The organism is Terribacillus sp. DMT04 (genome assembly GCF_019056395.1).
GTDB classification, from domain to species: domain Bacteria; phylum Bacillota; class Bacilli; order Bacillales; family Amphibacillaceae; genus Terribacillus; species Terribacillus aidingensis_A.
Genome location: NZ_CP077639.1, coordinates 2,312,638 through 2,335,285 on the forward strand (window position 1 = coordinate 2,312,638; position 22,648 = coordinate 2,335,285).

The window sequence follows — 22,648 nt, forward strand, 5'->3', positions numbered from 1 at the left end:
CTGGGGCTTGGAATATACGCAAATAAGCGGAAGACGTTTCACATACGGAACCCGTACGGAAAGCAAGGATAGCCAAATTGGCATCCCTCTTCTGCTTCGTATCTTCTCCCATCCAGACTTTCACTGTCGGTTCCGGACTTGCACCGGATCAGCCGCAGAACAATTGCCCTGCGGGTCACGGACTTCAGCAGATATTCTGCTGTCACCGTCGGTCGGGAATTACACCCTGCCCCGAAGATAGAATCGATATGGATTTATTATTTTATTATACCTGCTTTCCGCAGATTTGCAACCCCTTTGCTTACAAGTCTAATGGGTTCAGACTTTCTTCACCAGAGAGATTTGTCAGGAATTTTACCAACAAGTCAATTTCCTGCTGAATGACATGCAGGCTGACCGTTTCAACTGGTGAATGCATATAGCGTAAAGGAAGCGAAACAAGTGCGGTTGAAACGCCTTTTCCTGCATAACGCATCTTATCCGCATCCGTGCCTGTATGACGAGGTGTTAATTCATATTGAAGCGGAATAGCCAACTCTTTGGCAGCTTGCTCGAGCAGCTGGTTCGCTTTTCGATTAATAGGTGCTCCCTTAGCCAGAACTGGACCGCCATCCAAGCTGACATCAACAACCTTCCTTTTGTTCACGCCAGGGTGATCCGTTGCAAATGTTACATCACAAGCAATGGCAAGGTCAGGCTGAATACCTGCAGCTGCAAAATAAGCACCTCCCATATTCGTTTCTTCATTCACCGTACTCACCGCATAGACGCCAACATTCACTTTTTCTTCTTTCAGTCTGCGCATTACTTCACCAACAATAAAAGAGCCGGTGCGGTTATCGAGTCCGCGTCCTGTCAGATAGCGATCCATGAGGACAGATGGCTGGCGCTGATACACAATCAAATCACCTACTTGTACATATTGCTCGATTTCTTGCTTAGAAACTGCTCCGCAATCAATATACAAATCTGGAAGCTCAAAATCTCCTTTTACACCGCCAAGATGCATGGCATTTACACCAACAACACCAGGAATGGTCTTGTTATAGCCCAGAACTTGCACGGTCATTCCCAATGCTGATTTAGCGTTAAATCTCCCCATCTCGTCAATACGCAAAAATCCATTATCGTCAATGCCAGTCACAACCATCGCGATTTCATCACAATGACCTGCAAGCAGCACTTTAAAGTCTGCTTCCGGATTCATTACTGCAATGGCATTTCCTGATACATCCGTGCGCATGTCATCTGCGAAAGGCGCGTATTCATTTATCCATTTTTTCTGTATCTCCATCTCATAGCTGGATGGCGACGCTGTACGTAGTAATTCCATTAGAAAATCTTGATTATCTAGCTGCATATCTATCCGCCTTTTTTATGTAGTCTGCTTACACTGTAGCATAAGCGAAGCTTATTTGTTTAGTTTAGCCGACTCCTCGGGTAAACTAAACAGCAGAAAGGATGAGAAATATGACGACATTAAATGAATGGTTTGATAAAGGAATAAGCATTGATGCGTACTTGGACGCGATGCAAACACATAAAGAAAATGCAATGCACATTTATGATCACTATGAACTGCCAGCAGATACGGACTTCTTCAACATACTTCGCACGCAAAAACTGCGGGCGATCATACTAACGGAAGACTGGTGCGGTGATGCAATGCTGAACTTACCGATTTTCTACCATATCGCCCAAGCTGGCGCAATTGAAGTCAGCATTCTCTATCGTGATCAAAATCTGGAATTGATGGATCAGTACTTGACGAATGGAAAAAGCCGGTCGATTCCTATTATTATTTTCATTAACCAGAATGGGGACGAAGTAGCAAAATGGGGACCGCGCGCACCTGAATTGCAAGTGTACATCGATGAATCATTCAGCAGCCTTCCTGACAAAGACGCACCTGAATATGAGGAAAAGCGTGATCAGATGCTTACTTTTATCACGAAATCTTATCGTGATAACAAAGACTTCTGGCAGCGTGTGTATGCAAGCATGAAAAGAGGCTTGCAGGAAGCATAGAAGCTGGGACATAACTGTTTAAGCTATATAAAAATCCAAACAATACTGCAAGCAACAACAGCATTGTTTGGATTATTTGTATTGGAAATTTAGATGAGAGCATCGCTTCGGAAATACACTCCGCTTTCCTGCGGGCGGCTGTGGAGCCTCCTTGTATTTCCTACGCTGATTCTTGTTATGGTGCTCCTTACTAGTGTAGAAAGAATACGTAGACTCCTCGAAAATAAAAAGCGATTTTCTTGTCGGCATCTACTTCAAAAGCCATTCTTGTCCGACGATAACAGTTAAATTTGGAAAGTAGCAGCCGTCTGAGGGCTGCATTAAAAGTATGGATCTAGTCATCGTTCGCTTTTGGAATTAATCTTGTTTTGTCCCTACCTCTTTTGTTTACACACTTATTTTAAGTGGTTATTTGTCTCTCCAGTTCAGCCAGTACATAACTATTCGGGCCTTTTTCTAGCAGCTGATAATACAAACTTAGCTTGGAAAGCATATTAACCCTTTGCCGAATCATATTCTTTTCTTCGCTTTTGTAGCTCGATAACACTAACTCCATAAATTCTGTGCTCACTTGTGCTATTCCAGCAAAATCAATTGCCGGATCACCCATATGCATGTCACTGAAATCCAGTACACCAAGTTTTCGAAAAGGCTGCTCTGCTAATAGATGAGCTGGCCGTAAGTCGCCATGAACGACAGAACTGTAAGTTGGCTGATAGTTACTAAACAGTTTTTCCGTATAGGCCGCCACTCTATTTGGCAGCTTAGGGTAGAAGGTTCTGATTTGATTTAAGAAACGATCATAGTACGTTTTATCTCGTCTTGGCAGTTTAAATGTGACAGATACACGATGCAGCTCGGTCAGAAAGCTTCCCAGCTGGCGAGCAGCCTGCTTTAAATCAGATTTTGACATTCTTGCATGAATAGGACGACCTGGTATGTACGGATAAAGCATCGCTTCTTGTCCGTCTGCAGTTGTACAAACACGCCATGACGGCAGTGCGACCGTTGTTCTTGCCCGCAAATCCTTCAGCAGCTTGCCCTCTTCTTTTGAAATGCTTCGCCTATGTCTTGGCACACGCAGTATCCATCGCTGGTTAATAACATAAACTTGATGATCCCAGCCGGTATCATTTGTTTCTAGATGTCTAACCGGTTCATCCAAATATGTCTCAAGCCAGTTAAGATTGTTCACTTCCATTCTCCCCCCGCCTCCTTTTGTTTAAAGCTATTTTTTATACATATACTAACAAACATCAAGGAGGGGTAGCATGGTCATCCAATTTCTGCGGCGCTTTTATTTCCGGCTCCCTATATTTATCCGGCTCATATCTACAGTACTGCTTGTTATGGTCGTGTTTGGCATTTGTATGCGTCATATTGAGCCAGAACAATTCCCGACTTATTTTGATGGTATATGGTGGGCTTTTGTCACTGCTTCAACAGTTGGCTATGGTGATTTAATTCCGGAGACATTGAACGGAAAAATTCTCGCCGTTATTCTTATCCTCTCAGGCGCAGGCCTTGTTAGTATCTATTTATCAACAATTGCTGCGTCGACGGTGCAGTACACACAGAACTTATCAAAAGGGCTGACAGCTTTTAAAGGTACCAATCATATCATTATTGTTGGCTGGAACGAGCGTGCAAGAAGCCTGCTGGAACGACTGCAAGACAAACATCCAGAACTGCCGGTCGTGCTAATTGATCGAACATTGACTAGCCTTCCTTACAAAAAGCACGCCCTACATTTCATCCGCGGAGATGCATCAGAAGATAAAACGTTAGAGAAGGCGAATATCCAACAAGCAAAAGCGGCTATTATAACGGCGAACACAGGAGATAACGAAAAGCAGAGTGATTATATGACAATTATGACCACCATTGCAATGCGAGGCAATAACACAGAGCTTATGATCATTGCAGAAGTATTAACAAAAAGTCAAAAAGAGAATGTGCGGCGAGCTGGCGCTGATACCGTCATCCGATCTAATGACTTTGTTAGCACACTGTTTTATCATGAATTATTTCACAAAGAAACAAAAAGTCATTTAGAACTGCTATTACATTTTTTGCAGGAGCAGGAAATCAGAATGAGTCCGCTGCCTCTGGAATTAGTGGATGCAAGTTTTTTTGAAGTGACACGCTATTTCGCTCGTAAGGACAAAACTGCGATTGGATTTATGCGGGGAGATATCATTGATATGAGTCCCGATTTTCAAGAACCGCTGCATGCAGAAGACAGCATCATCACCTTACAGCATATCAAATAAAAAATCCCTTCCGCTGCATGGCGAGAAGGGATTTTATCATTTTATAGTCTCTTTTCTAATGCTGCTTTTTCTTCCTCAAACCCAGGCTTGCCAAGAAGCGCAAACATGTTCTTTTTATACGCTTCTACTCCTGGCTGATCAAATGGATTAACGCCAAGCAAGTATCCGCTAATGGCACATGCTTTCTCGAAGAAATACACAAGATAGCCGAAGCTGAATGGATCCAATGCAGGCACTTCAACAACCAAGTTCGGCACATCGCCATCTGTATGCGCCAGTAATGTTCCTTGGAAGGCTTTGCGGTTCACTTGGTCAACAGTTTGTCCTGCAAGATAGTTCAACCCATCAAGATCTTCCTCTTCTGCTTCGATCGTCACATCAGTAACAGGCTGTTTCACTTGCACAACTGTCTCAAACAAATCGCGGCGGCCTTCTTGTACGTATTGCCCTAGAGAATGCAAATCGGTTGAGAAATTAGCAGATGCCGGGAATAATCCCTTCAAATCTTTACCTTCACTTTCACCGAATAATTGCTTCCACCACTCGCTGAAGTATTGCAACGCGGGCTCATAGTTGACGAGCAGCTCAATTGTTTTTCCTTTATTGTAAAGTACATTACGAACAGCAGCGTATTGATATGCTGGGTTTTCTTGTACATTCGCATTCGAGAGCTCTTCCTGTGCTTGTTTTGCTCCAGACATAATGCTGTCGATGTCCACACCAGCTGCAGCTATAGGCAAAAGACCCACTGCTGTGAGCACAGAGAAACGTCCGCCGACATCATCAGGAATAACGAATGACGTGTAGCCTTCTTTTGATGCGAGTGTCTTCAATGCACCTTTTTCTTTATCGGTCGTTGCATAAATACGCTTGCGTGCTTCTTCCACGCCGTATTTATCTTCCAGATATTTCTTGAAGAAACGGAAAGCGATAGCTGGTTCCGTTGTTGTACCACTCTTAGAGATAACATTTACACTGACGTCTTTCCCTTTGATTGCATCCTTGAGCTGGTTCAAATACGGCGCACTAATGCTATTGCCGACAAAGAATACTTGAGGGGCTTGGCGATCTTCTTTTGAGAGCACATTGAAAAAACTATGTGTTAATGCTTCAATTGCTGCACGAGCACCAAGGTAAGATCCGCCGATACCAACTACTAGCAAAACATCGGAATCTGATTTAATCTTCTCCGCTGCTTGTTTGATACGTGCGAATTCTTCTTTGTCGTAATCTGTCGGCAGGTTCAGCCAGCCTAAATAATCATTGCCCGCACCTGTTTTATTATGTAATTGATCGTGCGCAGCTTGTACGAGCGGCGCCAAATAATTCAGTTCCTGTTCACCAATATAGGGCATTGCTTTTTTGTAATCAAATCCGATGTGTGTCATAATCATCCTCCTTGAAACTGCTTTCTTATTTCACTTTACCGAATCTCCCAATGTTTAGCAAGAATTGTTATAGGAATAAAATCCGCTAAACAAAGCATGCTAATAAAGATTTATCATCCGCTTAACGAAATGGAGGTTATGCAGTTGAATTTAGTTACACGTATTGCTCTCGTTCTTGTCATCATCGGTGCAATTAACTGGGGACTAGTCGGATTATTCAACTACGACTTGGTAGCAGGTATCTTCGGTAATGGCAGCCAAGCTGCTGCTTTCCCGCGGATTATTTACAGCCTAGTCGGCTTGGCTGGTCTCGTGTCGATTTCCGCTTTGTTCCTAGAGCGTAAAGAAGTCGAGCAAGCATCAACAAACAAGGCATAAACGATAAATCAAAAAAAAGACCCCCTGCCTGGTGCAGGGGGTCTGTTCTGTCTTAGTTGCGTTTATCTTCTGTTTGTTTAATCCAATCCTGCAACTTGTCTTTCAGCGTGTTGAAACCAGCTGGTGCTTCTTGAGTAGCAGCTACAGCTTGTTTTTGATTGTTTTGCGGCTTCGCTGGTGCTTCTTCTGTAGCACGGATAGATAGAGAATATTTACCGCTATCTTCATTGATATCTAAAATTTTAACTTTAACTTCGTCACCAACAGAAAGATGCTCGCTGATATCTTTTACGAAACCATGTGTTACTTCTGAAATGTGAACCAAACCTTGTACTTGCTCATCCAATGCGACAAACGCACCGTAAGGCTGAATACCTGTTACTTTTCCTGTCAATACTTGTCCTTGTTCGAACTTCTCTGCCATACTAAACAACTCCTGATATTTTCTACTTTAGTCGCAATAAACAATTTTATCATAGTCAGTCGGATTCGGCAAAATTTATCAAGAATTTCACAAATTATGTTTATGTTTTCTTCATTATGGCAATACATACTACTGTAAGACTTTCTCGTATTCCCCCTGTAGGCAAAGCGATGCGCATCGCTTTGCTTTTTTTTTTGCATATAAAGATTGAAACGAGCGAGACTATACCTAATTGCAGGTAAAGGGGCAGCGCAAATGTCTTGTTCAACAGGTATATTCAATTTTAACGGTGTTGCGGTCGACTATAAAACATATCCTTCATACAATACAGGAACCTCCAAAACAATCCTTCTTCTCCATGGTTTTCTTGCTTCCCAATATTGTTTTCATCACCTTATTCCAGAGCTGCGGCGTAATCACCGTGTGCTCACTTTAGATTTCCCGCCTTTTGGTCAAAGCAGCAAACATCCAGAAACGGCTTTTTCGTATGATGATTATACCCGCCTTGTGGCTGCTCTCTTAGCGCATTTAAATATCAACCGACTGGATATTGCAGGCCACTCCATGGGCGGTCAAATCGCCATGCGCTTTTCCTTTCACTATCCTAAGATGGTTAATCGGTTATATTTGTTTGCGCCATCCAGCTATATGCTGCCGACAGATGCTTTTAGCAGCCTTGTTGCTTCGCGTCATTTTTTTCCCAGCTTTATGAAATTAATTTTTGAGGCGGGCAGTGTTGTTCGATTTTTGGAACATCTCGTTGCCAATCCGCAGAGCATTTCGCTTCGCATGGTGGTTGCATACAGTATTCCATTTATGAACCAACGTTTTTTTTCTTCCCTGGCTACCTTTATTCAGCACCGAGGCGGCGACTTGCCAAATGACTGCATTCAACAAATACAAACTCCTGCGATAATATTTTGGGGCAGTCAAGATCCGTTACTGCCACCATCGATTGGTTACAGGCTGCTAGCTGAAATACCGAGCGCAACACTGCACGTTTTCCCAGATGCAGGACACCTGCTGCCGGAAGAAATCCCCGACACACTGATAGCTTTTATGTCGTGATCATCCATTTCGCTTTTCGAATCGTCCTAGCCTATAATGGGGATAGAAGTGGGGAAAGGAGTGCGGGATATGCATAATTTTGAAACCGTACATGACCGGAGGAAAACTCGTTCCGTAAAATGGGATAACTTACAGGCATTATATGGCGGAGAAGACGTCCTGCCGATGTGGGTTGCAGATATGGATTTTCAATCTCCGCGCGCAGTGATTCATGCACTGAAAGATAAGGCAGAGCATGGTATCTATGGATACACGATGACAGACGCCAGCATTGCGAAAGTTGTCAGCAGATGGGTGGAAAAGCGCCACGGCTGGAGAATCAAACCGAGCTGGCTCTTATACAGTCCTGGTGTCGTAACGAGCTTACATATGGCGATTCAGACATTTACCAACCCAGGTGACCAAGTTATCATACAAACACCAGTATATGTTCCTTTTTATAGCGTAGTTAAACAGCACGATCGGAAATTAGTGGAAAATCCATTAATCGAAGACAAAGGTGTATATACAATGAATCTTGAGCACTTAGAGACATGCTTCCGAAATGGAGCAAAAGCGATGATTCTATGTAATCCTCATAACCCAGTTGGACGTGTCTGGACGAAGCAGGAGCTGGAGCAGCTGGCTGCCTTATGTCAGACATATGATGTTTTACTTCTTTCAGATGAGATTCATGCTGATTTGATTCATAGCGGCCATCAGCATATCCCAATTGCTTCTTTATCGGAAGATATGAGTAAACGTACGCTGTCGTTCTTATCTCCATCGAAAACATTCAACATTGCTGGACTGCAAGTATCTTATGCAATTGTGCAGGAAGAAGAAAAGCGCCAACAGCTGCAGGATACATTTACGAAGCAAGGCATTCACATGCTGAATACGATGGCTGTAGCGGCGTTGGAAGCCGCTTATACGGAAGGCGAAGAATGGCTGACAGGTTTGCTCGACATCTTGGCCGTGAATAAGAAGCTGGTAGAAGAGGCCTTGGCAGCCACTCCGCTAATAAAGCCAATTCCGTTGGAAGGGACGTATTTAGTTTGGCTGGATTGTCGTAATATGAAGCTGAACCAAAAAGACCTAATGGATTTCTTTGCGAATAAAGCAAAACTTGGTTTTAACGGCGGCGAACAATTCGGAGATGCTGGGACAGGATACGTGCGTATGAACATCGCATGCCCGCCAGAAACAATGCGTGATGCCTTACAGCGTCTGACAAACAGTTTAAAAGAATTTGAGGTGTAACCATGATTAGTATTGGCAGTATCGTGAAAGCTCGATATAAAACAGGGAGCTATGTAGGGAAGGTAAAAGAAGAACGCGGGAAGTTTTTGTTAGTAGAAATTCTTGCTGTCCTTAAACATCCGCAGCAAGGAGACTTACACAATCCGAAACAAACGGAAGATGTTTTCTTCCATGAACGCCGAGCGCTCGCTCACTACGAAAAAGCAAATATACCAAAGACAGCTGTATCTCGATATGAAGAAGAAGTACTTGATTACGCGGATTCGCTGCGGACAGCCCTCGAGCAGCTTCAGCAAACGTTACATAATGAACCCGCTTCTGCCTATCAGCAGCTGGCGCTTGCCAATTTGGCTTCATTGGAGAAAGACTACTTTGGATAAACAGAAAAAAGCAGAAGCGTATGCTCCTGCCTTTTTCTTGTACTGCGAACAAAGACCAACGTGCTCCAAATCAACTAGCAAGCCGTGTGTTGGCTGTCTGTCCGCACCCCCGCCTTCATAAAAGAGCAGAAAAAAACCGGAGATTATCTCCGATTCTTCCGTCAGCTCAAATGGGTTTCCAGCACTTCTTGAATGCCCGCCATCGCGTCTTCCTCATCTTGTCCGTCAATTGTAATCAGAACCTCTCCGCCTTGTGAAACGCCTAGTGACATAACACCCATGATGGATTTAAGATTCACTTTCTTCTGCTTATATGTAAGCCCAATTTCGGAATTGAATTGGCTAGCTTTATTAACGAGCAATGTTGCAGGGCGTGCGTGAATACCAGTCTCGCTCGTAACCGTAAATGTTTTTTCTTGCATTGCGTTTCCCTCCAAAGCAAATTTCACATGTATGATCATGTGAATAATGTAACATTACTATTATAAGAGAAAAGAAAGCGGTTTTAAATGCAACAGACACTTTTTTAAGTTTAAAAACAGCTTTTTACCAGAACATTGAGTTTCTCTAGCTTTTGTGGTAATTTTGACTCATCTAGAAAAGAGGAGTGCTGTCATGAGTGTACATATAAATGCGGAAGCTGGTCAGATTGCAGACAAAATTTTGCTCCCAGGTGACCCGCTGCGTGCGAAATATATCGCAGAAACTTTTTTGGAAGATGCTGAACTTTATAATGATGTAAGAGGCATGTATGGTTACACAGGTACATACAAAGGAGAAAGAATTTCTGTGCAAGGTACAGGCATGGGTGTTCCTTCTATCAGCATCTACGTGAATGAACTTATTCAAAGCTATGGCGTGAAAAAATTGATACGCGTCGGTACTTGCGGTGCCATTCAAAAAGACGTAAACGTGCGTGACGTAATCCTTGCTTCTACTTCTAGCTCTGATTCTCAAATGAACAGACAGGAGTTCGGTTCCGTTGATTTCGCTCCGACTGCTGACTTCGACCTCCTGTTGAAAGCATATGAAGCTGGTAAGGCAAAAGGTCTTAATCTTCGTGTAGGTAATGTGTTTACAAGTGATCGCTTCTATCGTGACAACACGTTAGAATTCTACGGTAAACTAGCCGATTACAACGTATTAGCTGTAGAAATGGAAACAACGGCACTTTATACACTTGCTGCAAAATATGATTGTCAGGCATTATCTGTTTTAACTGTAAGCGATCATATACTGACTGGCGAAGAAACAACATCAGAGGAACGTCAAACCACTTTCAGTGACATGATGGAAATCGCGTTAGACGCTGCAATCCAGGCGTAGAAGAAGGCTTCTGCGCCTTTTTCTATGTTCTGATTGTAAACCTAATAATAATTTAAGTTGACATTTCAAAGCATCTTGTTTACTATTTTGCCAAGGAGTTGATATGGATGAATCGAACTGGAAAATTGACTGCAAGTGCTATGTTTGTTGGTTTGATGACAGTAGGTGCGAATATATCAGTATGGCTGCCTTTTCTGGCTGTGCCTATCGGCGGGCAAACTGTACCGCTTTCTCTGCAGCCGTTTTTCGCAATTCTGGCGGGTCTCTTGTTAGGATATAAATGGGGTGCTTACAGCATGAGCTGTTATGTGCTGCTCGGGCTGACTGGATTGCCGATTTTCGCTGACCTTACCGGTGGTTTCGGTGTGTTTGCAGGGCCAACTGGCGGATTTCTGCTATCCTTTATTGCCATTGCGTTTTCCGCTGGATTTATTATGGAGAAGACCGCTTTTCGCCACCGCGTATTTGCGGCAGCATTTGCCGGCCTGCTCGTGAATTACCTATTCGGCGTGACTTATATGTACGGCAGCATGCATCTTTGGCTTGGGGTTGCTATCAGCTATAAAACTGCTTGGATCAGTATGCTCCCCTTCCTCGTCAAAGACTTCTGCTTCAGCATGCTGGCAGCCTTTTTCTTTTCAAAAGTCGCCCATGCTTTCGGAAAAAGTAAAGTGTCTTATAATACTTCGTTTAAATGACATTTTCTCAGGGAAGTTTAGTTATAATGATTACATCACACATTATAGCTTATTCACTGAAAGGATGTAGCTCTGCATGTCATTATTACAAAATATGCCTTTATGGAGCGCACTTATTGCCATTATTGTAGCGCAAGTAATCAAAGTACCGATTCGCGCAATTACCGAAAAGCAGGTGCAGCCAGATTTGGCATTTAGTACAGGCGGAATGCCAAGCAGCCACTCCGCAGCAGTAGCTGCCTTGACGACCTCGATTGGCTTTGAGACAGGGCTTGATTCACCTGTTTTCGCTGCTTCCTTTGTCTTCAGTATTATCATTATGTTCGATGCTTCTGGTGTGAGAAGAGCAGCTGGAGAACAAGCAATTCTGCTCAACTTACTGCTGAAAGATTTCCAGCGCTTTGTTGATGAAGCGAAAAACTGGGGAAGCAAGCAGGAGTTCGAAAAAAATCGCGAAATTAGAGAAATGCTCGGGCATCAGCCGATCGAAGTATTTTTCGGTGCTTTAACCGGCATTGCGATTTCCCTCATCATTTACTTGCTGTTTTGATGGAAGATGCACTTGTTTTGAAACAAGTTCCTTTACCTGTACGGGCTGCTGTTCATATGTGATCACATCCTGTACAGTCAAATTGGTAAGCTGGCTCCACGTTACATACATAGCGGTACACAGAAGCATACACAGGACAATTCTTTTACACCAACGGATCATTTCCTCTCACCTCTTCTTACAGCATCGACAAATGGAAAATAGCTTATACCGATAAGCTGATAAGATAGATGATAAGATTAGGGAATACAAAAGAGGCTGAGACAAAACAAGATTAATTCATCCTAAAAGCGAACGATGACTAGATCCTTACTTTTAATGCAGCCCTCAGACGGCTTCTACTTTTCAAATTTAGCTGTTATCGTCGGACAAGAATGGCTTTTGAAGTAGATGCCGACAAGAAAATCGCTTTTTATTTTCGAGGAGTCTACGTATTCTGTCTACACTAGAGGGCATCATAACAAGAATTAGCGTAGGAAATACACGGAGACTCCCGCGGGAGGAAGGCTAGGGTAGACCCCGCAGTGCGCTTTTTGCACGAGGAGGCTTCCCAGCCGCCCGCAGGAAAGCGGAGTGTATTTCCGAAGCGATGCTCTCCTATTCCTTCAATGCAAAAATCCAAACAATACTGCTTTTAATTGCAGTATTGTTTGGATTTTTATATAGCTTAAACAGTTATGTCTCAGACTCTTATTTGCATCTTAACTTAAAGCAAGTCCGGCCACCATGCAACTGCCATACATGAGCACCAAGCTATAGAAGGAACGGCCAAACTTTTGACCGCATCTATCCATCGATACTTATCACAACGGTATTTCAAGATTCTATCCGTTATAAAAAATAGTATAGATGCTCCTAAACTAAACCACAAAAGAATTAGACCAAAAACTGCATGCATGGCTCCTGAAACAATTATCTCTGCCTTTTTGTCTTGCATCTTTGCTGCTATAGCTTCCCCCGTTTTCTCACTAATGACAGAAGTGACTACCCCATAAAGGATAATTACCGGAAAGCTATAGATGATATATACCGGTATAATCGTAAGGGATGAAAACAAATAGTTACTGAATTGACTGAGATTTTCTTCTCCAAAAGGATTTGGCATCATAAATCCTAGAATAACAGCAAATAACGTTCCTGACATGGAAGCACTTATAACTTTTCTGGCAATTATAATAACAACTCCCATTGATAATATAATCGTAATTGTAACCAATAGCACTAGGAAATCCAATTGCTAAAAAAGCAGATAACAAAAACGGTCAGTGACACATGCACTGGCCGTTTGTTCTATCAGGCTGTTCACACCTGCTAGCTTACTAGATTTCACACTTAGCTGAAAATATTAAATTTCCCTTTTTTCAGCACAAGTCCAACGCCGCCAAGCTGATACAGATAGCGGTTATCGGATGCTTTTTTCATAACGTCTGCCGGCTTTCCGTAAAGTTTCTTGCCCATAACGGTACCCATGGCATCGCCTCCGCCCAAGGAAGCAAGTGTACCCTTTAGGTCTGGTACGAATTTCTGTGTGTTGCTTTCTTTACGAATAAGGGCTTTGAGATTTTGCGCACAGTTGAAGCCCATTTGTGTAGCAATCTGCGCTGTTGGCGGGTACGGCTTGCCTGTTTCTTCGTTCATAACCGCTGCACAGTCACCAACAATAAAGATATCTTCATAATTCGGATCGCGCAGATCTTCTGTAACCATGACTTTATTGCGCTTTACATCAAAACCGGATTTTTCTAAGACAGAGCTGCCTTGTACACCGGCTGCCCAAACGGTTGTATTCGTTTTGATTGTATGTTTTTCGTCAGCTTTCTCGTAAACAATGCTGTCAGCCGCAACTTCCTTTAGGAAGGCATTCGTCTGAAACGATATCCCGCGGGACTCCAAGGAGTTCAAAGCATATTCCACAAGCTGCGGATCAAACCCCATCATGACGGATGGTCCTGCTTCAATAACGGTAACGCGGACTTTGTCACGATCAATATCATACTCTTTGCACAGCTCTGGGATACGTTCCGCTAATTCACCAGCGAATTCAATCCCTGTAAAGCCACCACCGCCGATAACAATATTCAAACGCTCTTCTTTCTTTTCACTTTCATTATTATACATAGCGAAATTATGTTCAATATGCTCGCGGATTAAACGGGAAGAATTAATGCTGCGGATATTGTAAGCATGGTCCAGCAATCCTTCAATTCCGAAATTGGCAGGCTCAAAGCCCAATCCAATGACAAGATAATCATAAGAAATCTCGCCATTTTCCATCGTAACTTTTTTCGCGTCAGGATCAATTTTCGTCACTGTATCTTGGACGAAATTTACTTTTCTCGGATCAATCACATCTTTGATTGCTATTCTTGTTTGGTCATGATGTCTTGTACCGGCTGCATTTTCATGAAGCCATGTGGTTTGATAATGATAGTCGTGCTTGTTAATAAGTGTAATACTTGCTTCTTCCGTTCCAATTAGCTTTTGCAGTTTGACTGTCGTGATTAGGCCGCCATAACCAGCACCTGCAATTACGATTTTCGGTTTGTTCATCTTTGATCACATCCATTAATATAGTTTGGTCTTTCAACAGCTGCATAACCTAACAACACATTAATTTTTTTGTTTGTGATTCTATTCACTTTATAAGGCAGATGAAAACATAAAACTGTCATAAAACTGTCATCATTATTATGGTAATCGTTTTAATTCCTTTTATCAATCAAAAAGGGAAGCGTTCTCATGGTTTGGAGCATACTACAACATGATGAAAAACCCTTCTTCTTACTCATATTTCAACATCTATGATAAAATACCACATGATACGTTTAAAAATATTAGGAGGAACCGGTATGTCAGATCAAGTTTATGATGTGACCATCATCGGTGCAGGTCCAGTCGGACTTTTCACTGCGTTCTATGGTGGGATGCGTCAGCAAAGTGTCAAAATCATTGAAAGTCTTCCCCATGTTGGCGGACAGCTTTCTGCTTTATACCCAGAAAAATTCATATACGATATAGCAGGCTTCCCTAGTATCCGTGCTCAGGAATTAGTGGACAACCTGATGGAACAGCTAAACCGCTTCGACCCTTCTATTGCGCTTGGCGAGTCAGTTGATAAGGTCGAGCGCTTAGAAGATAATACATTCCGTATTGAAACAGACAAGGATGTACATTACTCGAAAACAATTATTATCACTGCTGGTAATGGTGCGTTTCAGCCGCGCCGTTTAACAGTAGAGCGCTGCGATGAGTTTGAGGGTGTCAACCTGAATTATTACGTAGACAATATGCAGAAGTATGCTGGAAAGCGCGTGCTGTTAGCAGGCGGCGGCGATTCCGCTGTTGACTGGGCACTCATGCTAGAGCCGATTGCAAAGGAAGTCATCCTTGTTCACCGCCGGGACCAATTCCGTGCGCACGAACATAGTGTGGAACGCTTGATGCAGTCAAACGTTAGAATTATGACGCCATACGTACCAGTTGAGATGCTAGGTACAGATCGAATCGAACAAGTTGTGCTGCAAAAGGTGAAAAGCGAAGAAATAGAAACAATCGATGTAGACGAAGTTTTGGTAAACTACGGCTTCATCTCTTCTCTAGGTCCAATCAAGCAATGGGATTTGGAAATTGAGAAAAACAGTATTGTCGTTAATACGAAGCAAGAAACAAATATTGCCGGCATTTATGCCGCAGGTGATATTTGCACATACCCAGGAAAAGTCAACTTGATTGCCTCTGGCTTCGGTGAAGGGCCAACAGCAATTAATAATGCCAAAACGTATATCGATCCAGATGCACGTGTCCAGCCGAAGCACTCTACAAGCATGTTTTAATTCAAACACCGGATTCCTTTACGGAGGGCCGGTGTTTTTTATATGCTCTTTGTATAAGGACGCGCTTCTTTCACACACTAGTAGCGATAAAGGAGGAGCTGTATGGAAAACGAATTCGAACATCGCTTGATGCCCTTAGCCTCTATAAAGAGCGGCAAAGAAACAACCGTCTCTCCAACTGTTCACGGCTACCTTGACCAAATTGTAAATGTGTTTTTCATTGAAAATCCTGCCGAAAAAGAATGGGTGCTCGTCGATGCTGGAATGCCCGATACTGCTAAGAAAATTAAACAAGCTGCCGCCCATTTGTTTGGTGAAGGAGCAAAACCTGCTTGTATTATTTTGACGCACGGTCATTTTGACCACGTGGGAAGTATTGTCGAGTTAGTAAAAGAGTGGAATGTGCCAGTTTACGCTCATGAATTGGAGATGCCTTACCTTACCGGACAGCAGGACTATCCGGAAGCAGATACCGAAGCTGGCGGCGGTATGATTACAAAGCTTTCTAAGTCATTCCCAAATACAGGAATTGACTTGAGCGAACATGTACGACTCATTCCGCTGGATCATAAAGTACCGCACCTGCCAGGCTGGGAATGGATTCACACACCAGGTCATACACCGGGACATATAAGCCTTTTCCACCCAGAAGACCAAGTTCTGGTGGCCGGAGATGCATTTACAACGGTTCAACAGGAATCTTTGCACAAAGTATTAACGCAGCAAAAAGAATTCAACGGCCCTCCCCGCTACTTTACGATGGACGAACAAACCGCCTTCCTCTCCATTCGTAAACTGCAACAGCTGCACCCCCAAGCAGCTGGCACTGGCCACGGCATGCCCGCATTTGCAGATGAATTAGCAGCAGGGCTGAAAAAACTTACAGAAATAAAAAAATAGGAGCGAAGGAATCCCCTTCCTCCTATTTTTGCATTAATTCCTTCGTCATATGAACTGTTTCTATCCTTGTTCCATTCTGTTTTCTTACTGTTGTTCTGTCGCTTATGTAAAATCCATTTTGCTCATATAAAGCAATATTTTTTGCCACCGACAGTCTTACCTGACATTGAAGTGTAAAAAGTCTTCGTGAAGCCGCGTAACGCTCTAATGCAGCTATTAATTGCCGCGCAACCCCTCGCCTTCTCTCTTCTGGACGGACAGATAAGCGAAAGAAATACACATGCTCTTTTTGTTCTTTAAATCGAACAACTCCGATAACCTTCTTTTCTCTCCAAAACAAAAACGCTTTTTCTTCTCCATTTCTTAAAGAAGATGCAATGGTGTCTACCGTTTCCTCCAACGCACTGGATGGCGCATTACTAAACCGATATTCTTCAAATGCTGCCAGCATGGTGCGGTGTATTTCCTCAGCATGAGAAAGTTTAGCTAATAAAATCATATCATCCCTCCAGCTATCAATAGTTCTTCTACATATTACGGTTCAATTATCCTGCGAAGTGTGTACAAAATCTGGAAAGTAATGGGCAGATAACCTAACAAAATGCACTTCCGCTGATGTTCTTTTCCCAATACAGAAATCTATTCATTCATCTTATAATTTAATAGAATTACATACCACATTTTTAGGAGGAATACGTAATGAAAAATAGTAAATGGATGAAACTTCTGCTCGTTGGCTTGGCTGTTGTATTTTCACTGACTTTTTCGTTCCAGCCATCAAAAGCAGCAGCCGCAACAAACAACACACCTGTTGTATTTGTACATGGTTTAGGCGGTTCAGACTCTAATTTCTACTTTATTGAGAGATATTTGCAAGGGCAAGGCTGGTCCCGTGATGAGCTTCATGCGATCGACCTTCCTAGTAAGCAAGGACAGCAGCAACTGAACGCTGCGGCCATCTCACGTTTTGTTGACAATGTACGAGCGGAAACTGGAAGTGATAAAGTAAACATTGTGGCACACAGCATGGGCGGCGCAAACAGCCTTTATTATATCCAGAACTACGGCGGCAGTAACAAAGTAGACAAGCTTGTGACATTAGGCGGTGCAAATCGCCTTACTACTAGCCGCGCCCCTGACGGAATTGACACAACCTCCATCTACTCTACAAGCGATAGAATTGTAAGCTCCTATCTCTCTGTCCTATATGGCGCCAACAACATTCGCCTTTATGGTATTTCCCATATTGGGCTGCTAAATAGCTACCAAGTAGAGGCTCATATCAAAGATGCACTTCAAAACTAATGTATAACCTAAAAAGGGGCGATTCCTAGGAATCACCCCTTTCTTAGTAAAAGAACCTGATGTGTAGTTAAAATAACACATCAGGTTCTTCCTGTTTTCGCATCAGCAGTTCTCCGGCGTGCCTTCACGGGCTGCCGCTTTAAACGATGACCCACAGCCACATGAAACGATGGCATTCGGGTTATCAATCGTGAACCCGCCGCCCATCATGTTTTGTTTGAAATCAATCGTTGTGCCTTCAATAACCGGAATGTCCATGGAACGGATAATAACCGGGATATCGTTGTTCACTTCGTATGTGTCTAGTTCTTCATTCTTCTCGTATTCAAAGCCAAGGCTGTAAGATAAGCCGCTGCAGCCGCCGCCTTTTACACCAAAGCGCAAGAAAACAGTTTCGGCATCTTCTTCTTTCAGCATCTCTTTAATTTGAAGGCTGGCACTGTCTGTTATATTTAAGACCATATTGGTTTACCTCCCATTTTCATCTTACTCTTAGTATACGCTCCTATTGCCGGATGCTCAAGCACCGTGCTCCCAATGGAATGTGCCAGATACCGTCTTTTCGGCAGCACCGCGCATCCAAACGGATCCACCTTTTTCCCAGCGAATGAATAAATCTCCGCCGCTAAGATGCACTGTCACTTCTTCTTCATAAGGGGATTTGTTGTTCAGAATAGCTGCGACAACCGCCGCACAAGCTCCTGTCCCGCATGCCTGTGTCACGCCAGAACCACGTTCCCATACGCGGAAATGCATTTCTTTTTCAGACACCATTTCGATGAATTCAACGTTCACTCCCTCTGGGAAACGAGGATCATTTGTAATCACAGGTCCCGCTGTATACAGCGGAGCATTGTCTATGTGATTGACAAAGAATACTGCATGCGGGTTGCCCATGCTTACTGCGGTTACGCGGAACTGTTCTTCTCCTGAGTCAAAAGCTTCGTCTACAACTTGCTGCCCTTTTTCCCCTAGCATCGGAATGAGCTCGCGCTGCAGAATAGGCGCTCCCATGTCGACCGTCACTTCGTGTACATGCTCTCGTGTGCCATGCACTTGTGCTTCCACTTGGCCGGCTTTTGTTTGAATTGTAAACGTATCAGCGTCCACCAAATTGTTTTCAAAAGCATATTTGGCAACACAGCGAAGTCCATTACCGCAATTCATCGCCTCTGAACCATCCAAGTTAAAAACGCGCATACCAACATTGCATGTGTCGCTCGGATGAATCAAAATCAAACCGTCCGAGCCGATACCGGTATTACGATCAGCTATATCTATCGCAAGCGGTGCCAGCATTTCCTCTTTTAGCTGAAACTGAAATAAATCCACAAAGATATAGCTGTTTTTCAGGCCATGCAGTTTTACAAAGGGTATGTCCATTTTCTCGTCTCCTCTACTATGTATGAAAAAAGCCATGGTCTGCGCTTGGCAGACACATAGCCTATTAAAACAATGGATTTTCTTCAATGAACTTGTAAACATTTTGGACAAGCTCATCGGCTGTCTCTGCTGTCACCGGCTCTCCGTTTACTAACGCAAACAGATGCTGGGCGCATATGCCGCAAAAGCTTGTACAGCCGTATTCTATTACATCAAGACCAGGATCACTGTCGAGCTTTTCAAAAGCCTCCTGTGAACCGGTGGCCAGATTGTTTACGCAAAATTCAATGATCGGATTCATCCCGCTCACTCCTATTCTAGGATGTAACACTATCAAAAGATAATGCTACCACACTGCGGGATAGGAGCACAACTAGCTTGCGCTGACAGCCTTCTCGACAGCCTTTGTTACGGCTTTCAATGAAATAATACCTTCTCCGGCTATTTCCCCATTCACAAGGACAACTGGATAAAACAAATCGTCTTCTATTACTTTCTCGGCAAACTGCTTGTGTTTCTCTTCTGCAGGGGGTTCGTGGATATCAATGTACGCAAATTCAAACTGATTGTCTTTAAATTTTCGGCCTAATGCAGCCTGCAGCCATTCATACGTATCCTTTGAGCTTGGTGCATTTACACAGCTCGCACATATAATATCGGCCCCATAAACGCTAATTTTTGTTGCCATCTGATCCGCCCTTTCGTCTGCTAGTAGCTTCAGTTTACCGTAACAAACCACATGTTGGAATGGAAAATTTTAATTGATAAAATTTCTCAGTTGGCTAACGTGGATTTTTTATCAGAAACGATTTATAATAGATATATAATCGTAAGGGGGATAATGGATGATGGAAAACCAAGTACAAGAAGTATTAAACAAATTACGTCCATTCTTGCTGCGTGACGGCGGTGACGTCGAATTAGTCGATGTTGATGAAGGTATCGTGCGCCTGCGTCTTATGGGAGCATGCGGGAACTGCCCAAGCTCTACGATCACATTAAAAGCCGGTATTGAACGTGCCTTGATGGCAGAAGTACCTGGCGTACGTGAGATCGAGCAAGTATTTTAATAGACTGAATAGACCCGCGTGGAAATATTATTTTCCATGCGGGTTTTTATTTGACCTTCTTTAAGAAAAAATACGATTCCTAGTTGTTATGACTAACTCAGAGGAAATCCCTTAATGAAATTGCTGCAACAAAAACGACACCTGCTGTCAAGTAAACGTATGCAATTCGGTTATGTTTTCGTTTCAGATTACTTATTCCGAATACTAGTAAACTTATCCCAAATAGTAAAATACCAATTGAATAGTTGAAAAGCATCACTATCAATGCAGTTATCATGAAGATTAATCCCACTATACGCACTTTAGGTCCTCCTAGAACTCTTAAAAGATAAAATCTCTCTTAATTATGTATATACACTGGATTAAAACCAGCTTCCCAATTATAGCAGTTGCTAACACAAAACCCACAGAAATCCTCAAAATTTCTGTGGGCTTTATTATGCTTCAACAGCTAGCTCTTCTGTGCAGCTTCCTTGTTTGGCACAAGACAACAACATCCATTCAAACTGCGGATACTTCTCCTGATAGTGTGTGTGTACAGAAACAGCTTGCGCTTCATCGACTACGGCTATCATGGTAGGTCCAGCGCCGCTCAAATAAACACCATACGCCGCTTCTTGCAAGGAGCTTGCTACTTCTTTATAATGCGGAATCATTGCTTGTCGGTATGGCTGATGAAAAAGATCTTTTTTCATCATTTCTCCAAGCAGCTTCCAATTTTGCTGCAGCAAAGCTGCTACGGCGACATTGGCGACACCGCTCGCTTGCACTGCTTCTTTATATGCTAATTGATCTGGAAGTACAGCTCTGGCAGCTGATGTTGCCAGCTCAAATGGCGGAATGACAGCTAAAAAACGTACGTGATCAATCGGCGTTTGGACATAATGGACGCTGCCATCATAATACCCAATCACACAGCTGCCTAAAATTGACGGCGCAGCATTATCTGGATGGCCTTCAAGACTGACTGCAAGATCGAGTTTCTCTGCATCACTAAGCGCTAATGATAGCAAGCAGTCTGCAAGCTCAATTCCTGCGACCAGTGCAGTGGCACTGCTTCCCAGTCCTCTGGCGAGCGGGATCTCGCTCGTCATTCGAACGGAGCAAGCTGGCAAATCCTCCAAACCATACTGCTTGGCAACATAAAGTGCTGTTTCATAGATCATATTATCTTTGCCAGATGGAAGACCTTGCACAGCTTCTGATGCTGCAATGAATTCCCATTCAGCAGCAGGCTGTACTTCCAGCTCCAAGTATAAATCTAATGCAATGCCAATGGAATCAAACCCTGGTCCGATATTAGCTGTACTTGCAGGTACACGTATTTGCCAGCGTTTCATTTTACATCCGCTCCTTGATTGCTTGGGCAATCACTTGCTCTTCGTTAGGAAGAACGACCGGCTTAATTGTGCTGTATTCGATAGCGGTATGCGGATCCTTCAGTCCATTGCCAGTTAGTACACAAGTTACGGTAGCACCTTTAGCCACTTCTCCTTGCTCCAATGCTTTCAGCAATCCTGCAAAGGAAGCACAAGATCCAGGTTCAGCAAATATACCTTCCTCACGGGCGATTTTCTGATAAGCAGCGATAATTTGCTCATCTGTTACTTCGTCAATCGTTCCGCCTGATTCATCTCTTGCTGTGGTTGCTTTCTGCCAGCTTGCTGGGTTTCCGATCCGGATAGCAGTGCCGACTGTTTCTGGATTTTCAAATACACGGTCGTGGACAATTGGTGCCGCCCCGCTAGCTTGATAACCTTTTAAGACTGGCAGACTGTAGCCTTTTTCCTGTTCATACTCTTTAAATCCTTTCCAGTAAGCGCTTATGTTACCAGCATTTCCGACTGGAATGAACAGATAATCAGGTGCTTGTCCCAATTGCTCGCACAGCTCGAAAGCTGCCGTTTTTTGTCCTTCGAGTCGGTAAGGATTAACAGAGTTTACAAGTGCTACTGGTTCTGTTTCGCTCAAATTGCGGACAACGCGCAAAGCATCATCAAAATTGCCAGCGATTGAAAATATTTCTGCACCGTACATGACAGCTTGCGCCAGTTTGCCTTGGGCAATCTTTCCTTCTGGAATTACGACAAAGCAGCGCATACCTGCTCGAGCAGCATAAGCGGCAGCGGAGGCGGACGTATTACCCGTCGAAGCGCAGATAACTGCTTTCGCTCCCGCTTCCTTTGCTTTCGCTATCGCCATGACCATCCCGCGGTCTTTAAAGCTGCCAGTCGGATTCGCTCCCTCAATCTTGGCATAGGCTTGGATTCCATAGGCGGCCGATATTTTTTCGAGTTTGATGAGCGGTGTGTTTCCTTCTCCTAAACTTACTGCTGGTGTTTCATCCGAAACAGGTAAATGTGCTTTGTATGCTTCCAAAAGTCCCTGCCATACCATCTTAA

At 43.4% G+C, this 22,648-nt stretch carries 28 protein-coding genes and 1 riboswitch; of the genes, 13 read left to right on the forward strand and 15 right to left on the reverse strand.

Going from position 1 to position 22,648, the window contains the following annotated elements:
• Positions 1-96 precede the first annotated feature (96 nt).
• A riboswitch (FMN riboswitch) is annotated at positions 97-243 on the reverse strand.
• A 58-nt stretch (positions 244-301) separates the two neighbouring features.
• Positions 302-1,360, reverse strand: coding sequence for a M20/M25/M40 family metallo-hydrolase (locus tag KS242_RS12215; protein WP_217321585.1), 1,059 nt, complete (start codon positions 1,358-1,360; stop codon positions 302-304).
• Positions 1,361-1,470: 110 nt separating this feature from the next.
• Here KS242_RS12215 and KS242_RS12220 point away from each other — a divergent pair, with 110 nt between their 5' ends.
• Complete coding sequence (locus KS242_RS12220; protein ID WP_217321586.1) at positions 1,471-2,028, forward strand: thioredoxin family protein; 558 nt, start codon at positions 1,471-1,473, stop codon at positions 2,026-2,028.
• Between the two features lie 400 nt (positions 2,029-2,428).
• Here KS242_RS12220 and KS242_RS12225 read toward each other — a convergent pair whose 3' ends face one another.
• Complete coding sequence (locus KS242_RS12225) at positions 2,429-3,229, reverse strand: phosphotransferase (RefSeq protein WP_217321587.1); 801 nt, start codon at positions 3,227-3,229, stop codon at positions 2,429-2,431.
• Between the two features lie 70 nt (positions 3,230-3,299).
• Between KS242_RS12225 and KS242_RS12230 the strand changes: the two genes are divergently transcribed.
• The gene (locus tag KS242_RS12230; protein ID WP_217321588.1) at positions 3,300-4,301 is read left to right on the forward strand and encodes a potassium channel family protein; all 1,002 of its coding nucleotides are present in this window, start codon (positions 3,300-3,302) and stop codon (positions 4,299-4,301) included.
• Positions 4,302-4,342: 41 nt separating this feature from the next.
• Here the strand turns inward: KS242_RS12230 and KS242_RS12235 are convergent, their stop codons facing one another.
• On the reverse strand, positions 4,343-5,689 hold the full coding sequence (locus KS242_RS12235; protein ID WP_217321589.1) for a glucose-6-phosphate isomerase: 1,347 nt from the start codon (positions 5,687-5,689) through the stop codon (positions 4,343-4,345).
• A 144-nt stretch (positions 5,690-5,833) separates the two neighbouring features.
• On the opposite strand from KS242_RS12235, the gene KS242_RS12240 reads away from it, so the two are divergent.
• On the forward strand, positions 5,834-6,067 hold the full coding sequence (locus KS242_RS12240; RefSeq protein WP_077307895.1) for a DUF378 domain-containing protein: 234 nt from the start codon (positions 5,834-5,836) through the stop codon (positions 6,065-6,067).
• A 52-nt stretch (positions 6,068-6,119) separates the two neighbouring features.
• Here the strand turns inward: KS242_RS12240 and yugI are convergent, their stop codons facing one another.
• Positions 6,120-6,491 (reverse strand): S1 domain-containing post-transcriptional regulator GSP13, encoded by a 372-nt coding sequence (gene yugI, locus KS242_RS12245; protein ID WP_217321590.1) that lies wholly within the window; start codon positions 6,489-6,491, stop codon positions 6,120-6,122.
• A gap of 255 nt (positions 6,492-6,746) precedes the next feature.
• On the opposite strand from yugI, the gene KS242_RS12250 reads away from it, so the two are divergent.
• From KS242_RS12250 to KS242_RS12260, 3 genes are all read left to right on the forward strand, one after another.
• Complete coding sequence (locus KS242_RS12250) at positions 6,747-7,559, forward strand: alpha/beta fold hydrolase (protein WP_217321591.1); 813 nt, start codon at positions 6,747-6,749, stop codon at positions 7,557-7,559.
• Between the two features lie 69 nt (positions 7,560-7,628).
• Positions 7,629-8,801 carry a MalY/PatB family protein gene (locus tag KS242_RS12255; RefSeq protein WP_217321592.1) on the forward strand — a complete coding sequence of 391 codons (1,173 nt, stop codon included), beginning with the start codon at positions 7,629-7,631 and terminating at the stop codon, positions 8,799-8,801.
• 2 nt (positions 8,802-8,803) lie between these two features.
• Positions 8,804-9,181, forward strand: a complete 378-nt coding sequence (locus KS242_RS12260) for a kinase-associated lipoprotein KapB (protein ID WP_217321593.1) — start codon at positions 8,804-8,806, stop codon at positions 9,179-9,181.
• 161 nt (positions 9,182-9,342) lie between these two features.
• On the opposite strand, the gene KS242_RS12265 is transcribed toward KS242_RS12260, so the two are convergent.
• On the reverse strand, positions 9,343-9,603 hold the full coding sequence (locus tag KS242_RS12265) for a phosphocarrier protein HPr (RefSeq protein WP_217321594.1): 261 nt from the start codon (positions 9,601-9,603) through the stop codon (positions 9,343-9,345).
• 193 nt (positions 9,604-9,796) lie between these two features.
• Here KS242_RS12265 and deoD point away from each other — a divergent pair, with 193 nt between their 5' ends.
• The 3 genes from deoD (at position 9,797) to KS242_RS12280 (ending at position 11,755) form a co-directional block, all read left to right on the forward strand.
• Positions 9,797-10,507, forward strand: coding sequence for a purine-nucleoside phosphorylase (gene deoD, locus KS242_RS12270; RefSeq protein WP_217321595.1), 711 nt, complete (start codon positions 9,797-9,799; stop codon positions 10,505-10,507).
• Positions 10,508-10,614: 107 nt separating this feature from the next.
• Positions 10,615-11,205 (forward strand): biotin transporter BioY, encoded by a 591-nt coding sequence (locus KS242_RS12275; protein WP_217321596.1) that lies wholly within the window; start codon positions 10,615-10,617, stop codon positions 11,203-11,205.
• Positions 11,206-11,281: 76 nt separating this feature from the next.
• The gene (locus KS242_RS12280) at positions 11,282-11,755 is read left to right on the forward strand and encodes a divergent PAP2 family protein (RefSeq protein WP_217321597.1); all 474 of its coding nucleotides are present in this window, start codon (positions 11,282-11,284) and stop codon (positions 11,753-11,755) included.
• Positions 11,756-12,461: 706 nt separating this feature from the next.
• Here KS242_RS12280 and KS242_RS12285 read toward each other — a convergent pair.
• Together KS242_RS12285 and KS242_RS12290 are read right to left on the reverse strand one after the other, a co-directional pair.
• Positions 12,462-12,971 carry a hypothetical protein gene (locus KS242_RS12285; RefSeq protein ID WP_254391697.1) on the reverse strand — a complete coding sequence of 170 codons (510 nt, stop codon included), beginning with the start codon at positions 12,969-12,971 and terminating at the stop codon, positions 12,462-12,464.
• Between the two features lie 116 nt (positions 12,972-13,087).
• Positions 13,088-14,305, reverse strand: a complete 1,218-nt coding sequence (locus tag KS242_RS12290; RefSeq protein WP_217321598.1) for an NAD(P)/FAD-dependent oxidoreductase — start codon at positions 14,303-14,305, stop codon at positions 13,088-13,090.
• A gap of 299 nt (positions 14,306-14,604) precedes the next feature.
• Here KS242_RS12290 and KS242_RS12295 point away from each other — a divergent pair, with 299 nt between their 5' ends.
• Entirely contained in the window at positions 14,605-15,588 is a 984-nt protein-coding gene (locus tag KS242_RS12295) for an NAD(P)/FAD-dependent oxidoreductase (RefSeq protein WP_217321599.1), read from the forward strand.
• Positions 15,589-15,690: 102 nt separating this feature from the next.
• On the forward strand, positions 15,691-16,488 hold the full coding sequence (locus KS242_RS12300; RefSeq protein ID WP_217321600.1) for an MBL fold metallo-hydrolase: 798 nt from the start codon (positions 15,691-15,693) through the stop codon (positions 16,486-16,488).
• A 22-nt stretch (positions 16,489-16,510) separates the two neighbouring features.
• Here KS242_RS12300 and KS242_RS12305 read toward each other — a convergent pair whose 3' ends face one another.
• Positions 16,511-16,987 carry a GNAT family N-acetyltransferase gene (locus KS242_RS12305; protein WP_217321601.1) on the reverse strand — a complete coding sequence of 159 codons (477 nt, stop codon included), beginning with the start codon at positions 16,985-16,987 and terminating at the stop codon, positions 16,511-16,513.
• Positions 16,988-17,187: 200 nt separating this feature from the next.
• Between KS242_RS12305 and KS242_RS12310 the strand changes: the two genes are divergently transcribed.
• The gene (locus tag KS242_RS12310) at positions 17,188-17,793 is read left to right on the forward strand and encodes an esterase/lipase family protein (protein ID WP_217321602.1); all 606 of its coding nucleotides are present in this window, start codon (positions 17,188-17,190) and stop codon (positions 17,791-17,793) included.
• Positions 17,794-17,895: 102 nt separating this feature from the next.
• On the opposite strand, the gene KS242_RS12315 is transcribed toward KS242_RS12310, so the two are convergent.
• The 4 genes from KS242_RS12315 to KS242_RS12330 all read right to left on the reverse strand — a co-directional run bounded on the left by KS242_RS12315 (position 17,896) and on the right by KS242_RS12330 (position 19,864).
• On the reverse strand, positions 17,896-18,255 hold the full coding sequence (locus tag KS242_RS12315; RefSeq protein WP_077307865.1) for a HesB/IscA family protein: 360 nt from the start codon (positions 18,253-18,255) through the stop codon (positions 17,896-17,898).
• A gap of 57 nt (positions 18,256-18,312) precedes the next feature.
• Positions 18,313-19,176 carry a diaminopimelate epimerase gene (gene dapF, locus KS242_RS12320; RefSeq protein ID WP_217321603.1) on the reverse strand — a complete coding sequence of 288 codons (864 nt, stop codon included), beginning with the start codon at positions 19,174-19,176 and terminating at the stop codon, positions 18,313-18,315.
• A gap of 64 nt (positions 19,177-19,240) precedes the next feature.
• The gene (locus KS242_RS12325) at positions 19,241-19,477 is read right to left on the reverse strand and encodes a YuzB family protein (protein WP_077307861.1); all 237 of its coding nucleotides are present in this window, start codon (positions 19,475-19,477) and stop codon (positions 19,241-19,243) included.
• A gap of 72 nt (positions 19,478-19,549) precedes the next feature.
• Entirely contained in the window at positions 19,550-19,864 is a 315-nt protein-coding gene (locus KS242_RS12330) for a YuzD family protein (protein WP_217321604.1), read from the reverse strand.
• Between the two features lie 160 nt (positions 19,865-20,024).
• Between KS242_RS12330 and KS242_RS12335 the strand changes: the two genes are divergently transcribed.
• Complete coding sequence (locus KS242_RS12335) at positions 20,025-20,246, forward strand: NifU family protein (RefSeq protein WP_093725868.1); 222 nt, start codon at positions 20,025-20,027, stop codon at positions 20,244-20,246.
• Positions 20,247-20,343: 97 nt separating this feature from the next.
• Here the strand turns inward: KS242_RS12335 and KS242_RS12340 are convergent, their stop codons facing one another.
• From KS242_RS12340 to thrC, 3 genes are all read right to left on the reverse strand, one after another.
• Positions 20,344-20,547, reverse strand: coding sequence for a hypothetical protein (locus KS242_RS12340; RefSeq protein ID WP_217321605.1), 204 nt, complete (start codon positions 20,545-20,547; stop codon positions 20,344-20,346).
• A gap of 136 nt (positions 20,548-20,683) precedes the next feature.
• On the reverse strand, positions 20,684-21,586 hold the full coding sequence (gene thrB / locus KS242_RS12345; protein ID WP_217321606.1) for a homoserine kinase: 903 nt from the start codon (positions 21,584-21,586) through the stop codon (positions 20,684-20,686).
• A 1-nt stretch (position 21,587) separates the two neighbouring features.
• Positions 21,588-22,643: a threonine synthase gene (gene thrC, locus KS242_RS12350; protein WP_217321607.1), complete on the reverse strand. Its 1,056-nt coding sequence runs from the start codon at positions 22,641-22,643 to the stop codon at positions 21,588-21,590.
• Positions 22,644-22,648 lie beyond the last annotated feature (5 nt).